At 57.2% G+C, this 14,910-nt stretch carries 15 protein-coding genes; 8 read left to right on the forward strand and 7 right to left on the reverse strand.

From position 1 onward, the window contains the following. Position 1: 1 nt before the first annotated feature. From ftsQ to secA, 6 genes are all read left to right on the forward strand, one after another. Complete coding sequence (gene ftsQ / locus D8B20_RS03305; RefSeq protein WP_145887086.1) at positions 2 to 841, forward strand: cell division protein FtsQ; 840 nt, start codon at positions 2 to 4, stop codon at positions 839 to 841. Next, positions 838 to 2,094, forward strand: a complete 1,257-nt coding sequence (gene ftsA, locus D8B20_RS03310; protein ID WP_013507861.1) for a cell division protein FtsA — start codon at positions 838 to 840, stop codon at positions 2,092 to 2,094. The genes ftsQ and ftsA overlap by 4 nt, the downstream gene beginning before the upstream one ends. Positions 2,095 to 2,165: 71 nt before the next feature. Then, entirely contained in the window at positions 2,166 to 3,320 is a 1,155-nt protein-coding gene (gene ftsZ, locus D8B20_RS03315) for a cell division protein FtsZ (protein WP_145887088.1), read from the forward strand. Between the two features lie 101 nt (positions 3,321 to 3,421). Further along, a complete protein-coding gene (lpxC, locus tag D8B20_RS03320) occupies positions 3,422 to 4,339 on the forward strand; it encodes a UDP-3-O-acyl-N-acetylglucosamine deacetylase (protein WP_127833677.1) in 918 nt (305 codons plus the stop codon). Positions 4,340 to 4,616: 277 nt separating this feature from the next. Next, positions 4,617 to 5,120 carry a secA translation cis-regulator SecM gene (secM, locus tag D8B20_RS03325; RefSeq protein ID WP_222433868.1) on the forward strand — a complete coding sequence of 168 codons (504 nt, stop codon included), beginning with the start codon at positions 4,617 to 4,619 and terminating at the stop codon, positions 5,118 to 5,120. Positions 5,121 to 5,190: 70 nt separating this feature from the next. After that, a complete protein-coding gene (secA, locus tag D8B20_RS03330; RefSeq protein WP_145887092.1) occupies positions 5,191 to 7,896 on the forward strand; it encodes a preprotein translocase subunit SecA in 2,706 nt (901 codons plus the stop codon). Positions 7,897 to 7,949: 53 nt separating this feature from the next. Here secA and D8B20_RS03335 read toward each other — a convergent pair whose 3' ends face one another. Beyond that, positions 7,950 to 8,336: a winged helix-turn-helix domain-containing protein gene (locus D8B20_RS03335; protein WP_145887094.1), complete on the reverse strand. Its 387-nt coding sequence runs from the start codon at positions 8,334 to 8,336 to the stop codon at positions 7,950 to 7,952. A gap of 186 nt (positions 8,337 to 8,522) precedes the next feature. Here D8B20_RS03335 and mutT point away from each other — a divergent pair, with 186 nt between their 5' ends. Then, positions 8,523 to 8,918 carry an 8-oxo-dGTP diphosphatase MutT gene (mutT, locus tag D8B20_RS03340; protein WP_145887096.1) on the forward strand — a complete coding sequence of 132 codons (396 nt, stop codon included), beginning with the start codon at positions 8,523 to 8,525 and terminating at the stop codon, positions 8,916 to 8,918. Between the two features lie 27 nt (positions 8,919 to 8,945). Here the strand turns inward: mutT and yacG are convergent, their stop codons facing one another. The 3 genes from yacG to coaE are packed head-to-tail and all read right to left on the reverse strand — an operon-like array spanning position 8,946 to position 10,508. Beyond that, entirely contained in the window at positions 8,946 to 9,143 is a 198-nt protein-coding gene (yacG, locus tag D8B20_RS03345; protein WP_145887098.1) for a DNA gyrase inhibitor YacG, read from the reverse strand. Positions 9,144 to 9,151: 8 nt separating this feature from the next. After that, positions 9,152 to 9,895, reverse strand: a complete 744-nt coding sequence (gene zapD / locus D8B20_RS03350) for a cell division protein ZapD (RefSeq protein WP_145887100.1) — start codon at positions 9,893 to 9,895, stop codon at positions 9,152 to 9,154. A 4-nt stretch (positions 9,896 to 9,899) separates the two neighbouring features. Beyond that, entirely contained in the window at positions 9,900 to 10,508 is a 609-nt protein-coding gene (gene coaE, locus D8B20_RS03355; protein ID WP_145887102.1) for a dephospho-CoA kinase, read from the reverse strand. A gap of 219 nt (positions 10,509 to 10,727) precedes the next feature. Here coaE and D8B20_RS03360 point away from each other — a divergent pair, with 219 nt between their 5' ends. Further along, positions 10,728 to 11,768, forward strand: a complete 1,041-nt coding sequence (locus D8B20_RS03360; RefSeq protein WP_145887104.1) for a GMP reductase — start codon at positions 10,728 to 10,730, stop codon at positions 11,766 to 11,768. 28 nt (positions 11,769 to 11,796) lie between these two features. Here the strand turns inward: D8B20_RS03360 and hofC are convergent, their stop codons facing one another. From hofC to ppdD, 3 genes are read right to left on the reverse strand one after another with little or no spacing between them, the layout of a single operon-like run. After that, on the reverse strand, positions 11,797 to 12,996 hold the full coding sequence (gene hofC, locus D8B20_RS03365; RefSeq protein ID WP_145887106.1) for a protein transport protein HofC: 1,200 nt from the start codon (positions 12,994 to 12,996) through the stop codon (positions 11,797 to 11,799). Beyond that, the gene (gene gspE / locus D8B20_RS03370; RefSeq protein ID WP_145887108.1) at positions 12,989 to 14,377 is read right to left on the reverse strand and encodes a type II secretion system protein GspE; all 1,389 of its coding nucleotides are present in this window, start codon (positions 14,375 to 14,377) and stop codon (positions 12,989 to 12,991) included. Before gspE ends, hofC begins: the two co-directional genes overlap by 8 nt. Continuing rightward, on the reverse strand, positions 14,370 to 14,819 hold the full coding sequence (gene ppdD, locus D8B20_RS03375) for a prepilin peptidase-dependent pilin (RefSeq protein ID WP_145887110.1): 450 nt from the start codon (positions 14,817 to 14,819) through the stop codon (positions 14,370 to 14,372). The genes gspE and ppdD overlap by 8 nt, the downstream gene beginning before the upstream one ends. Between the last annotated feature and the right edge of the window lie 91 nt (positions 14,820 to 14,910).

A 14,910-nucleotide genomic window follows, 5' to 3' on the forward strand; every position in this document is an offset into this window, starting at 1 on the left:
TATGTCTCAGGCGGCGCTGCGCGTAAGAAAAAATGAGCCTCAGGAGCGTGCGCGCTCCGGGCGGAGCAACGGGGCACGGCTGTTTGGCATCGTGTTTCTGCTGCTGGTGCTGGGCACCATGGTCGCGGGCGGCCTGGTGGTGCTGAAGTGGATGAACGATGCATCGCGTCTGCCGTTGTCGAAGCTGGTGGTGACGGGCGAAACGCATTACACCACGCACGACGACATCCGGCAGGCGATCCTGTCGCTGGGTGCGCCGGGCACGTTCATGTCGCAAAACGTGGACATCATCCAGCAGCAGATTGAACGACTGCCGTGGATTAAACAGGTCAGCGTGCGAAAGCAGTGGCCTGACGAGCTGAAGATTAACCTGGTGGAGTTTGTTCCGGTGGCACGCTGGAACGACTCACACATGGTTGACGCGGATGGCGTCTCCTTTAGCGTGCCGGCCAGCCACATGGGCAAAGAGACACTGCCGATGCTGTACGGGCCGGAAGGCAGTGAAAAAGAGGTGCTGGCGGGCTATCACACCATGAGTGATGTGCTGCAGGCCAGCAAGTTTACCCTGAAGGTTGCGTCGATGACGGCGCGGCGCTCATGGCAGCTGGTCACCAGTGACGATGTCCGCATCGAGCTGGGACGCAGCGACACCATGAAGCGTCTGAACCGCTTTATTGAGCTCTATCCGGAGCTGCAGCAGCAGGGCCAGAATCAGCATCAGCGCATCACCTATGTGGATTTGCGCTACGATTCAGGCGCTGCCGTTGGCTGGGCACCGTTACCAATTGAGCCAGAAAACAGTAATCAGCAACAAAACCAGGCACAGGCTAAACCACAATGATCAAGGCAACGGACAGAAAACTGGTAGTAGGACTTGAAATCGGCACTGCGAAGGTCGCCGCCCTGGTTGGGGAAATTCTGCCCGATGGCATGGTCAACATTATTGGGGTCGGCAGCTGCCCGTCACGCGGCATGGATAAAGGCGGCGTGAATGACCTTGAATCGGTCGTAAAATGTGTGCAGCGCGCGATTGACCAGGCGGAACTGATGGCAGATTGCCAGATTTCGTCGGTGTACCTTGCTTTATCGGGCAAACATATCAGTTGTCAGAACGAAATCGGGATGGTTCCGATTTCGGAAGAAGAAGTCACTCAGGATGATGTGGAAAACGTGGTGCATACGGCGAAATCGGTCCGCGTGCGTGACGAACACCGTATTCTGCATGTGATTCCACAGGAATACGCCATCGATTATCAGGAAGGCATCAAAAATCCGGTGGGACTTTCCGGCGTGCGCATGCAGGCGAAAGTACATTTAATCACCTGTCATAACGATATGGCGAAAAATATCGTCAAAGCCGTTGAACGTTGTGGCCTGAAAGTTGACCAACTGATTTTTGCCGGACTGGCATCCAGCTTTTCTGTGCTGACAGAGGATGAACGTGAGCTGGGTGTCTGTGTTGTTGACATCGGCGGCGGTACAATGGATATCGCGGTTTATACTGGCGGTGCGCTGCGTCACACCAAAGTGATCCCTTATGCGGGTAACGTGGTGACCAGCGATATCGCTTACGCCTTTGGCACACCGCCGACAGATGCGGAAGCCATTAAAGTCCGTCACGGCTGTGCGCTGGGGTCTATTGTAGGCAAAGACGAGAACGTTGAAGTGCCAAGCGTGGGCGGACGTCCGCCACGCAGCCTGCAGCGTCAGACGCTGGCTGAAGTGATTGAACCGCGCTACACCGAACTGCTGAATCTGGTTAACGACGAGATTCTGCAACTGCAGGAGCAGCTGCGTCAGCAGGGCGTTAAGCACCATCTGGCAGCCGGTATCGTGCTGACCGGTGGTGCCGCGCAGATTGAAGGCCTGGCGGCCTGCGCCCAGCGCGTGTTTCACACGCAGGTGCGCATCGGCCAGCCGCTGAACATCACTGGCCTGACGGATTATGCGCAGGAGCCGTACTACTCAACGGCGGTAGGATTACTGCATTACGGCAAAGAGTCACATATGAACGGTGATGCAGAAACGGAAAAACGTGCTTCAGTGGGCAACTGGTTTAAACGCATCAATAGCTGGCTGAAGAAAGAGTTTTAATTTTGAAAAAAGGAGATCATGCAGGCAATGTTTATGATCTCCAGGCGACAGGCACATAACGGAGAGAAATCATGTTTGAACCTATGGAATTAACCAATGACGCGGTGATTAAAGTCATCGGCGTCGGCGGTGGCGGTGGCAACGCCGTGGAGCACATGGTACGCGAGCGTATCGAAGGTGTGGAATTCTTCGCTGTGAATACTGACGCGCAGGCGTTACGTAAAACAGCGGTCGGCCAGACAATTCAGATCGGGACCAACATCACCAAAGGTCTCGGCGCGGGTGCGAACCCGGAAGTTGGCCGTACCTCAGCGGAAGAAGATCGCGAAGCACTGCGTTCTGCGCTGGACGGGGCAGACATGGTGTTTATCGCAGCCGGCATGGGTGGCGGTACCGGAACCGGTGCGGCACCGGTGGTCGCTGAAGTAGCGAAAGATCTGGGCATCCTGACGGTTGCTGTGGTGACCAAGCCCTTCAACTTTGAAGGCAAAAAGCGCATGGCGTTCGCAGAGCAGGGTATCGCCGAGCTGTCCAAGCACGTTGACTCGCTGATCACGATTCCTAACGACAAGCTGCTGAAAGTGCTGGGCCGCGGTATCTCGCTGCTGGATGCTTTTGGCGCGGCGAACGACGTACTGAAAGGCGCGGTGCAGGGTATCGCCGAGCTGATTACGCGTCCGGGCCTGATGAACGTTGACTTTGCGGACGTGCGTACCGTGATGTCAGAAATGGGCTACGCGATGATGGGCTCCGGCGTGGCATGTGGTGAAGACCGCGCGGAAGAAGCGGCAGAAATGGCGATCTCCAGCCCGCTGCTGGAAGATATCGACCTCTCTGGCGCACGCGGCGTGCTGGTTAACATCACGGCGGGCTTTGACCTGCGTCTGGATGAGTTCGAAACCGTGGGTAACACCATTCGTGCCTTTGCTTCTGACAATGCGACCGTGGTTATCGGTACGTCGCTGGATCCGGAAATGAACGACGAACTGCGCGTGACCGTGGTCGCTACCGGTATCGGCATGGACAAGCGTCCGGAAATTACCCTGGTGACCAACAAGCCGGCCACCCAGCCAGTAATGGATCACCGTTATCAGCAGCACGGTATGGCCCCGCTGCCGCAGGAGCAAAAGCCAGCGGCGAAAGTGGTGAACGACCAGCCAGCCGCCTCCGGTAAAGAGCCAGATTATCTGGATATTCCAGCCTTCCTGCGTAAACAGGCTGACTAAGAATATCCCGAGAATTGGGAATCTCCGCTCTTTGTGCTAAAGTATTCGCCCGCCGGTAATTTATACTGGCGGTCGGATGGGTAATATTGCGAGATAATGCGATGATCAAACAAAGGACATTAAAACGTATCGTTCAGGCGACTGGCGTCGGTTTGCATACCGGCAAAAAAGTCACACTGACGTTACGCCCTGCGTCGGCTAACACCGGGGTCATCTATCGTCGCACTGACTTGAATCCACCGGTTGATTTCCCGGCTGATGCAAAATACGTGCGCGACACCATGCTGAGTACCTGCCTGGTGAATGATGAAGGCGTGCGTATTTCTACGGTTGAACACCTGAACGCAGCATTGGCGGGACTGGGCATCGACAACATCATCGTTGAAGTGGATGCGCCTGAAATCCCTATCATGGATGGCAGTGCCGCGCCTTTCGTCTACCTGCTGATGGATGCAGGCGTCGAAGAGCTGAACAGCGCGAAGAAATTCGTGCGCGTGAAGCAGGCGGTACGGGTCGAAGACGGTGACAAGTGGGCCGAGATCAAGCCGTATAACGGTTTCTCACTCGACTTCACCATCGACTTCAAACATCCGGCAATTGACTCAAGTTCGCAGCGTTACCAGCTCAACTTCTCGGCTGAATCCTTTGTACGTCAGATCAGCCGTGCGCGCACTTTTGGCTTTATGCGTGAAATCGAATATCTGCAGTCTAAAGGCCTGTGCCTGGGCGGTAGTTTAGATTGTGCGATTGGCCTTGATGATTTCCGCGTACTTAACGAAGACGGTCTGCGCTTTGAGGACGAGTTCGTTCGTCACAAAATGCTGGACGCGATCGGTGACCTGTTTATGTGTGGCCACAACGTGATTGGCGCTTTCTCTGCGTTTAAATCCGGTCATGCGCTGAACAACAAGTTGCTGCAAGCCGTGCTGGCGAAACAGGAAGCCTGGGAATGGGCAACCTTCGAAGACGAAGCTGAACTGCCACTGGCCTTCAAAGCACCAAATTTAGTGCTGGCTTAATCAGCCAGCAACAAAGCGGCGGGCTTCCCTGACACTCTCTCCGGTCAGGTGAACCCGCCGCTTTTTTATTGCCCGCCCGCCATATCAGAAGCCGCCTCGCAAATCCCTTTATCTACTGGTGAAAGCCTGTACAAAAAAACGTGAAATCCGCCGTAAGCCCTTTAAACACTGGTGTCGGGACCGCACATAAGTGCTATTATCTGGCGCTCGGAGTAGCAGGGTAGCGTTGTGCGCTGTCGTTGCGTCATCACTTAATTGACTGGATTGTGGACGGGTTGTGATCGGGATTTTCTCGCGCTGGCGACAATTAGGCAGACGCTATTTCTGGCCTCATCTCCTGCTGGGGATGGTGGCGGCCAGTCTCGGCCTGCCTGCCTGCGCGCAAAGTGCTGAGTCGTCCGCAACCAATGATTCGCCAGTCAGCAGCCTGTTTGTCGGTAATATTGTTCATTTCGATCACCTGATCCGCCTGCAGGAAAGCGCGCGCCGGCCCGGCGTCAGTGTCGATTACTGGCATCAGCATGCTATCCGCACCGTCATTCGCCATTTGTCATTCAGCATGGCGCCTGCCGCTGAACCCCAGGCCGGACAGGCGCTGCCGCTGGCCGCACAAAAGCTGGCGCTGATTGATTCGCTGCAGGCGCTGCTGACATCCCCGGCACAGCCGCTGGCTTTGCCACAGGGCCACGCTGGCCAGCAGGGTGACACGCCTGTTATCCACACATCTGCTTCCTGCCAGGCTGCCATTCACGGCATTCGCGCCGGACCTTTCGTTGCTTAACCGCTCACTTTTCCCCAACCTGAATATATTTGCAGTGCGTTAATAACGGCTGAATTGAGAAGAATTTATCATGTTAATCAAATTGTTAACGAAAGTGTTTGGCAGCAGCAACGATCGTACCCTGCGCCGCATGCGCAAAGTTGTCGATGTCATCAATAAAATGGAACCGGACTTCGTCAAGCTGTCTGACGATGCGCTGAAAGCGAAAACCGATGAGTTTCGTGAGCGCCTGAAGAAAGGTGAAACGCTGGAAAGCCTGATTCCGGAAGCGTTCGCCACCGTACGTGAAGCGAGTAAGCGCGTATTTGGTATGCGTCACTTTGATGTCCAGCTGATTGGTGGCATGGTGCTGAACGAGCGCTGCATTGCCGAAATGCGTACCGGTGAAGGTAAAACCCTGACCGCCACGCTGCCTGCTTACCTGAACGCGCTGAGCGGCAAAGGTGTGCACGTGGTGACCGTCAACGACTATCTGGCACAGCGTGACGCCGAGAACAACCGTGCGCTGTTTGAGTTTCTTGGCCTGACCGTCGGCATTAACCTGCCGGGCATGCCTGCGGTGGCGAAGCGCGCGGCTTACGCAGCGGATATCACCTACGGCACCAACAACGAATACGGCTTTGACTACCTGCGCGATAACATGGCGTTCAGCCCGGAAGAGCGCGTGCAGCGTAAACTGCATTATGCGCTGGTGGATGAGGTGGACTCCATCCTGATCGACGAAGCGCGTACGCCGCTGATCATCTCCGGTCCGGCAGAAGACAGTTCGGATCTCTATATCAAAGTTAACAAAATCATCCCGCACCTGATCCGACAGGAAAAAGAGGACTCTGACACCTTCCAGGGTGAAGGTGACTTCTGGGTGGATGAAAAAGCGCGTCAGGCCCACATGACCGAGCGCGGTCTGGTGAAAGTGGAAGAGCTGCTGGTCAGCCAGGGCATCATGGAAGAGGGTGAATCCCTCTACTCGCCTACCAATATCATGCTGATGCACCATGTGACTGCCGCCCTGCGCGCGCATGCGCTCTTTACCCGCGATGTTGACTACATCGTGAAAGATGGTGAAGTGATTATCGTCGACGAACACACCGGCCGTACCATGCAGGGACGTCGCTGGTCAGACGGTCTGCATCAGGCGGTCGAAGCCAAAGAGGGTGTGGAAATCCAGAATGAGAACCAGACGCTGGCTTCCATCACCTTCCAGAACTACTTCCGTATCTACGAAAAGCTGGCCGGTATGACCGGTACGGCGGATACCGAAGCCTTTGAGTTCAGCTCCATCTATAAACTCGACACCATCGTGGTCCCGACTAACCGCCCGATGGTACGTAAAGACATGGCTGACCTGGTCTACATGACCGAGAAAGAAAAAATCGATGCCATCATCGAGGATATTCGTACCTGTACCGCCAAAGGCCAGCCGGTGCTGGTGGGAACCATCTCGATTGAAAAATCAGAAGTGGTCTCGAATGAACTGACGCGCGCCGGCATTAAACACAGCGTCCTGAACGCGAAGTTCCACGCCAGCGAGGCGGATATTGTTGCTCAGGCCGGTCAGCCGGGTGCAGTGACCATCGCGACCAACATGGCAGGTCGCGGTACTGATATCGTGCTGGGTGGTAGCTGGCAGGCTGAAGTCGCCGCGCTGGAGAACCCGACTGAAGAGCAAATTCAGGCCATTAAAGAAGCATGGAAGCAGCGCCACGATGCCGTACTGGCCGCGGGTGGCCTGCATATCATTGGCACGGAGCGGCATGAATCCCGCCGTATCGATAATCAGCTGCGCGGCCGTGCCGGTCGTCAGGGCGACGCGGGTTCTTCCCGTTTCTATCTGTCGATGGAAGATGCGCTGATGCGTATTTTTGCCTCTGACCGTGTATCCAACATGATGCGCAAACTGGGTATGAAGCCAGGTGAAGCGATTGAGCATCCATGGGTAACCAAGGCCATTGCCAATGCGCAGCGCAAAGTGGAAAGCCGTAACTTTGATATCCGTAAGCAGCTGCTGGAGTACGATGACGTTGCCAACGATCAGCGTCGCGCGATTTACAGCCAGCGCAATGAGCTGCTGGATGTTTCCGACGTCTCGGACACCATCAACAGCATCCGCGAGGATGTCTTCAAGGCCACCATCGATACCTATATTCCGCCGCAGTCGCTGGAGGAGATGTGGGACGTGCCGGGCCTGGAAGAGCGCCTGCGTAATGATTTTGATCTGGATCTGCCGATTGCTGAATGGCTGGATAAAGAGCCGGATTTGCATGAAGAGACGCTGCGCGAGCGTATTATGACTCGCGCCCGTGAAAGCTACGCGGCCAAAGAAGAAGTGGTAGGCGCGGAAATGATGCGCAACTTCGAAAAAGGCGTGATGCTGCAGACGCTGGATTCGCTGTGGAAAGAGCATCTGGCAGCCATGGATTACCTGCGTCAGGGCATTCATCTGCGCGGTTACGCGCAGAAAGATCCGAAGCAGGAGTACAAGCGTGAATCTTTTGCCATGTTTGCTGCGATGCTGGAATCCCTCAAATATGAAGTGATCAGCACCCTAAGCAAAGTGCAGGTGCGCATGCCGGAAGAAGTTGAAGCGATGGAGCAGCAGCGTCGTGAAGAAGCCGAGCGTCTGGCGCAGCAGCAGCAGCTCAGTCACGTCGACGACGAAACCGCCGCTGCCGAGGCGCTGGCCGCGCAGGGCGGTGAGCGCAAAGTCGGACGTAACGATCCGTGCCCGTGTGGGTCCGGTAAAAAATATAAACAGTGTCACGGCCGTCTGGCCTGATACTCAAAAAGGAGCCTGCGGGCTCCTTTTTTTTTGCGGATCCAGGCTGCGCTTTAGCGCGTCAGCGCCATCAGCTTCTCTTCATTCAGGCGGACGCCATGATAAGGCAGCGTCACAATCAATCCTTCCGGCAGGCCATAACGCCGCAGCAACGCCCGGCTTTGAAAGAGCAACTGATGATAATTGTTATCGCTGACGCCCGGATAACTCTCATTCCAGACGGTAGCAATGATCTGCCGTTTTGAGGTAATGCGCAGTAACAGGCAGGAGAAAAAGCGTTTTTGTGCTTCGTTAAGCGGGATGACTTTCTGATCTGGCCACCATGTCAGGGTATTGAGTGCGCTGTCGAGGGTGAAAATGTCATGAAACACCAGATGGCGTAAGGTCTGCATATGTTGCTGTGCGTCGTGCGCCAGAAACGTTGTTGCTTTAAGTTCCATAGGTAATCGGGCCTGGCTGGGTAAAGTGATTGCGAGTATTCCTAACATCGTCAGGCGCGATCACTACGACCTGTCTTAATCCGGCGGAACTGAGCGGCAGAAGGGCGCTGCAGCGGTGGGTGGTTAACATCGGTGCGCGTCTGCTTTACTATCAGCCTTCATTTATTTAAAAGCGGAATCCAGCTTATGAAACACCTGCAGGTTGCGGTGGGCATCATTCGCAATGCCAGTCGTCAGATCTTTCTTGCCCGGCGCGCGGCAAGCTCCTATATGGCTAACAAATGGGAGTTCCCGGGCGGAAAAATTGAACAGGATGAAACCGCAGAGCAGGCGCTGAAGCGTGAACTGATGGAAGAAACCGGCATTGAGGTGACGGCGGCAACAGCGATCGGCCAGGCTGACCACAGTTACGACGATTTGCGTGTGACGCTGCACTTTTTTCTGGTGGAAGGATGGCAGGGCGAACCCTATGGACGTGAAGGGCAGCCGCAGCGCTGGGTCGCGCAGCGCGATCTGATTGCGGACGAATTTCCGCCCGCCAACCATGCCTTGATCGCCCGCCTGGTGGCGGACGAACTTTAACAAAAGGGGCCGTGGGCCCCTTTATTGTTACGGTTGCTCTTCGCTCCAGTCATCGCTGTCCGTCTGGTCACCGCTGCTGGGAATACGCTTCTCTTCAGCAGCCCATTCACCCAGATCAATCAGCTGGCAGCGCTTGCTGCAGAAGGGGCGCCACGGGCTCAGTTCATCCCACATTACATCTTTACCGCAGTTGGGACAGGGAACGGTAATCATCTCTTCCTGCATAACATCCTCTAACAACAGGCCAGTTCAAAATTGAGTCGGGCGGGGACATCTCCCCGCTCACTATCAAGTGGCAGAAACCGAATCGCATAGCGGCTTTTGTGCCCCGATATCTGCGGATAGAGCGCATCTTCCAGCGTCAGCTGCAGCCGCAGCAGGTCTGCGCCCTCGGCATTATCCTGGTAAAAACCGTTCAGGCTGGTTTGATGACGAAATACGCCGGACTGACGAATCAGATCAAGGATCATCGTCAGGCTGTTGCGCAGCGGCTGCAGCGAAGCCAGCCAGCCATTTACCTGCTGGTCACGCAGGGATTGTGCCTGATGCAGCCAGATATGCAGGCCGGGCAGGTCAAAGCTGCAGCAGCCGCCCGGAATACTCAGGCGCTGACGCACCAGCGCAATCAGGCGATCGTCCCGCAGTGCCTGGCCCATACGCGGCGCGGCCATCAGCGCTGCGGATTGCTGTTTCAGGCGATCGCGCAGCAGCGTAACCGTTTCTTCGTCCACGCCAGGGACATCCAGCCAGGCACGCAGCTTCTGCTGCTGCCGTTCAAGCTCTTTCAGCAGCTCGGTACGCATATCGCCGCGTTCAAAAATATCCAGTAAATCACTGATGATACGAAAGACACCCAGCGCGGACACCGATCCGGTAACCGGCACCGTGTCATGTAGCTGATTCAGCAGGTATTCAACACGCAGCCAGGTGCGCATCTTTTCATTCAGGGGGTGTTCAAACAGAACCACTGTACTCATGTTGTTAATCCCGTCCGGTTGCTGCCAGTTGCAAATAGCGCTGGTGAAGTTCAGCAACGCGCGGTAGTACCTGTTCTGGTGTACCGCTGTTATCAATAATGTCATCCGCACAGGCAAGACGCTGCTGACGACTGGCCTGGGCGGCAAGAATACTTCTGGCCTGGCTGAGAGAGACACCGTCGCGCTGCCGGGTTCGCGCCAGCTGGGTGTCTTCGTCAACATCCACCACCAGGACGCGATCGGCCTGATGCTGTAAGCCATTTTCCACCAGGAGTGGCACGACCCACAAAACATAGGGTGACGTTGCCAGCGCTTTCAGCTGCTGAGTACGGGCATTAATGAGCGGGTGCAGTAACTGATTCAGCCAGTTTTTTTCCTGGGGCTGGCGGAAGATGATTTCGCGCAGCCGGGCGCGATACAGGGTGCCTTCAGCGGTCAGTATCGATTCGCCGTGACGCCTGGCTATCGCCTGTAAGGCCGGTGAACCGGGTTGAACCACTTCGCGGGCAATCACATCGGCGTCAATAATATCCACGCCCAGCGCGGCGAAAGCGTTAGCAATGGTGGTTTTGCCACTGCCAATGCCACCGGTAAGCGCAACGGTAAAAGGCATCGCGTTCTCACAATATTTGTGTCATCGCCCCCTCATCTGTTACTGGCGGATGAGCGCGCGATCACAATGGATTTTCTCAGCTAAATTTAACGGATTGTAGCCTAAATAAAGTAAAATTCGCAGTCTTGTCGCGGAACGAATGGCGCGTATGATAACGACACTGGAGCCGTGAGCGCTACCCGAACTGCGGTTCGTCGTCACTAACCAGGACACCCTGCTATGCGTATTGAAGAAGATCTGAAACTGGGTTTCAAAGATGTACTAATTCGTCCAAAACGCTCTACGCTGAAAAGCCGTTCAGAGGTTGAGCTTGAACGCACCTTCACTTTCCGCCACTCCGGCCTGAACTGGTCTGGCGTCCCGGTCATTGCCGCCAATATGGACACCGTGGGAACCTTTACCATGGCGGAAGCGCTGGCTGGCTTCCATATCCTGACGGCCGTGCATAAGCACTATACGGTTGACGAATGGCAGGCGTTTATTCAGCGCGTACCGGCCAGCGTACTGAATTACGTCATGGTTTCCACCGGCACTTCGGAGGCGGATTTCAGCAAGTTGAGCGCCATCCTGGCGCTGGCGCCACAGCTCCGCTTTATCTGCATTGATGTGGCAAATGGTTATTCCGAGCACTTCGTGGCGTTTCTGCAGCGCGCGCGGGAGAGTTTCCCGGACAAAACCATCTGTGCCGGCAATGTCGTGACCGGCGAGATGGTCGAAGAACTGATCCTCTCCGGCGCCGATATCGTTAAAGTCGGCATCGGGCCAGGCTCGGTATGTACTACGCGTGTGAAAACCGGTGTCGGCTATCCGCAGCTCTCGGCGGTGATTGAGTGTGCCGATGCGGCACACGGCCTCGGCGGCCAGATTGTCAGCGATGGCGGCTGTGCGGTGCCCGGCGATATCGCCAAAGCCTTTGGTGGCGGGGCGGATTTTGTCATGCTGGGCGGGATGCTGGCCGCGCACGATGAATGTGAAGGTACGATTGTGGAAGAGCAGGGCGAGCAGTTCATGCTGTTTTACGGCATGAGTTCAGAATCTGCCATGAAGCGCCATGTGGGCGGCGTGGCGCAGTATCGGGCCGCCGAGGGTAAAACCGTGCGCCTGCCGCTGCGCGGACCCGTCGGGGAAACCATCAAGGATATCCTGGGCGGACTGCGTTCAGCCTGCACTTATGTCGGTGCTGAGCGGCTGAAGGAGCTGACCAAGCGTACCACCTTCATTCGCGTGGCCGAGCAGGAAAACCGCGTCTTCAATCGTTAAACGCCCGACGGGCGTGCGCAGGCGCCCGTCAGCGAATCACCTCGCCCAGCCCAAACACGGGCAGGTACATGGCAATCACCAGCGTACCGACAATGCCGCCAATCACCACCATCATTAACGGTTCCAGCGACGCGGCCAGCGCATCGGCGCGCGTCAGCGTTTGCGTTTCATGCCATTCGGCTAATCGTGCCAGCATGATATCCAGCGCACCGGCTTCTTCACCGGCGCGGATCAACTGCGTGCACAGCGGGGTGAACAGCTGATGCTGATCCAGCCCCTGATGCAGCGGTGCGCCGGCTGCAATGTGCTGCTGCAGTTGCACGATGGCCTCACGCCATAGCCGCGAAGGCAGGGTGACTTCCACCGCCTGCAGGCTTTGCAGCAGCGTCAGGCCCGCCTGCTGTGTCAGCTGCAGGATGGCATAAATCTGGCTGAGCTGGCCGCCGCGCCACAGCGGTGATAACAGCGGGATTTTTAGCAGGGCCAGCTGTATGCGCATCTGCCAGCGGGCTGAACGCCGCCACATTTCCCGGGCTATCAACGCCAGCGTAGCGCCTGTTACCCCGATCGGCAGCGCAGCCCGTTGCAGCCAACCCGAAAGCGCTATCACGCCTGCGGTGAAGGCTGGCAGTGGCGCATCGAAGCTGGCATACACCGCGACGAATTCTGGCAAGACAAACAGCAGCATGCCTGCGCTGACAGCCAGCGCCACCAGCAGAATAAACAGGGGATAGCGCAGCGCCTTCAGCACTTTCTGCCGCAGATGCTGCTGCTTGTTCTGCTGTTCCGCCAGCCGGCGACAGCACTCATCCAGCTGTCCGGTCAGCTCACCGACCTGCATCAGCGCCGGAAACAGCGGCGGAAAAATCTGCGGCCAGGCGCTCAGTACCTGTGAAAAGGGTTCACCTGCAAGCACGCGCTGCTGCAAGCCCCGCAGCAGCACCCGCCATCCGGCATGCGGATGCCCCTCCGCCAGCAGCGTCAGGCTCTCGGCCAGCGGCAGGCCCGCTTTCAGCAGGGTGGCAAGCTGGCGCATCAGGTCAATCTTTTGCTGCCATGTCCAGTCGCGTGTGCGCCAGCACCTGCCGCGCTGCCAGCTTACCGGCAGCATGCCGCGATCGGAAAGGTGCATCAGCAACGCCTGCTGGCTGGTGGTCAGCGATTCGCCCTGTTGCAGCACGCCCAGAGTATCCAGCGCCTGCCACTGGAAATGGTAGAGGTTAGCCATCGCCCGAGCCTATTACGCGCTGCATCTCTTCAAAGGAGGTGTCGCCGCGGCTTACCGCTTCCAGCCCGGCGGAAAGCAGCGTTTTCAGCCCCTGCTCATCCGCCAGCGTCAGTAAATGCTCCAGCGGCATCCCGGCGGAGATAGCGTTCTGCAGCCGGCTGGTGACCGGTAAAATCTCAAACAGCGCCAGCCGGCCGTAATAGCCGGAGAAGCAGTGATCGCAGCCTGGCGCGCGCCATGTCTGCAGCGTGCCCGGCCACAGCTGTGCCGGCAGGTGTGCGATCACCTGCGCCGGCTGGCGGCAGTGCATGCACAGGCGTCGCACCAGTCTTTGCGCAATCACCAGCTGCAGCGCCGGCCCCAGCAGATAGCCGGGAATATCCATCTGGCGCAGGCGCGTTAAGGTCTCAGCCGTGGAGTTGGTATGCAGCGTAGAGAGCACCAGATGGCCGGTCTGCGCGGCTTGCACCGCAATGCTGGCGGTTTCAGCATCGCGGATTTCACCAATCATGATCACATCCGGGTCCTGGCGCAGCAGCGCCCGCAGTACGCGATTGAAATCCAGCCCCCTGCGCGGCTGAATCTGCGTCTGACTGATGCCGTCCAGCGGTATTTCCACCGGATCTTCCACGCTGCAGACATTCTTCTCCGGCACGTTGAGCGCGCTCAGCGCACTGTACAGCGTAAAGGTTTTACCGCTGCCGGTCGGGCCGGTGACCAGGATCAGCCCCTGGGGTTTAGCCAGCGCCTGTTTCAGCAGCCGCAACTGGGCCAGCGGCATACCGAGTTTATCCAGCGCGATGGCGCTGCTTTCACTCTGCAGCAGCCGCACTACCGCTTTCTCGCCCTGGCTGACCGGCAGGGTAGAGAGGCGAAACGCGGCCGGTTTCCCGTCGATCTCCAGCGTGAACTGCCCATCCTGCGGCAACCGGCGTTCAGCGATATCCAGCCCGCCAAGGATTTTCAGGCGGGCCAGCACCGCAGCCGGCTGCGCTTCGGGCGGCTGCGGCAGTTTGTGCAGCACCCCGTCAATCCGCAGCCGCACCCGCAAGCCCTGGCGCTGCGGCTCAAAATGCACATCTGAAGCACGGCGCTGAATAGCCTGCTTTAAAATCTGATCTACGGCATGAATGGCGGATTCACTGCTGAGCTGCTCGCGCACGGAACTGACGGTTTCCGGCTGATGCAGCAGCTGCTCCAGTCGCGCAGCGGGCCAGCATTCGATGTCAACGGCACACTGGCTGGCAAACTGCAGGGCTTCCAGCAGATGCGCATCCGGCGTTTCCGCGACCGCCACGCGCAGCCGCGTTGCATCGTGCTGCAGGATCACCGCCTGATAGCGGGCGCACAGCGCCTGCAGCGTCGGGTCCGGCTTATCCATGGCGGGCATCCTTATCCGCAAAGCGGAACTGCTCAAGGCAGCTGTCGCGCAGCGCCTCGCTGGCGCTGGTGCAACTGCGTTGCCAGCTGATTGTACCGTCGGCTGTATTCCAGACTGGCAACATCTCCACCGTCAGTCCGGTAAGGCTCTCCTGACCCGTCAGCGTGATGACACCGTTGACCACGCTGAGCGTAGCTACATAACGTGACCCTTTCGCCTGCGGAATACCCCGTTCGCCAGCCTGACACTGGGCCGGGCCGCCACGTTCAATAGCGCACAGTTCAACGGCGGTTTTATAGGGCACCATGGTTTGCAGCATGTCGGTGAGGGCCGCGCGTTGCAGATAATGTTGATAGGCGGGCAGGCCAATCGCACTGAGGATGGCGACGATACCGATGACAATCATCAGTTCGATCAGGGTAAAACCACGTTGTCTGTCCATAGTGAGGCTCCTTGTTGTGGAGCCGCTACGGTAGAAAAGGCAGGGCGTGAACGAAAGCGCGACAGGCGTATTACCGGAAACGTGATGCAAA

The organism is Candidatus Pantoea soli (genome assembly GCF_007833795.1).
In the GTDB taxonomy this organism is placed as follows: domain Bacteria; phylum Pseudomonadota; class Gammaproteobacteria; order Enterobacterales; family Enterobacteriaceae; genus Pantoea; species Pantoea soli.